Here is a 243-nt window from a genome sequence, read left to right as displayed (position 1 = left end):
GTCCGGGGCCTGATTCAGCAGCGAGCGTCACGGGCAACATGACCGGCGCATCTGTCCGCGCAGCCAGCAGCCCCTGCTGATAAAGTCGCCGCCAGTTGAACAGGAGATTATCGTTAATGTTATTTTCACGGGCAAGCTGTGCCACGCTGACGCCGGGCTGCATCGACTGCTCCACCATGGCGATTTTGAAGTCGCGGGGGAAGTTGGGGCGTCGTGGTCGTTTGCGGGCGACAGGGATTTCAC

At 60.5% G+C, this 243-nt stretch carries 1 protein-coding gene; it reads right to left on the bottom strand.

Going from position 1 to position 243, the window contains the following annotated elements; translation table 11 throughout:
• Window positions 1-243, bottom strand: a 243-nt coding sequence (locus F7Q90_RS26440) for a transposase (RefSeq protein ID WP_151161250.1), incomplete at both ends; no start/stop codon positions are given.

The organism is Pantoea stewartii subsp. stewartii, from assembly GCF_008801695.1.
Classification (GTDB): Bacteria; Pseudomonadota; Gammaproteobacteria; order Enterobacterales; family Enterobacteriaceae; genus Pantoea; species Pantoea stewartii.
The sequence above is the reverse complement of the archived record's forward strand: the minus strand, read 5'-3'. Positions and strand labels throughout refer to the sequence as shown.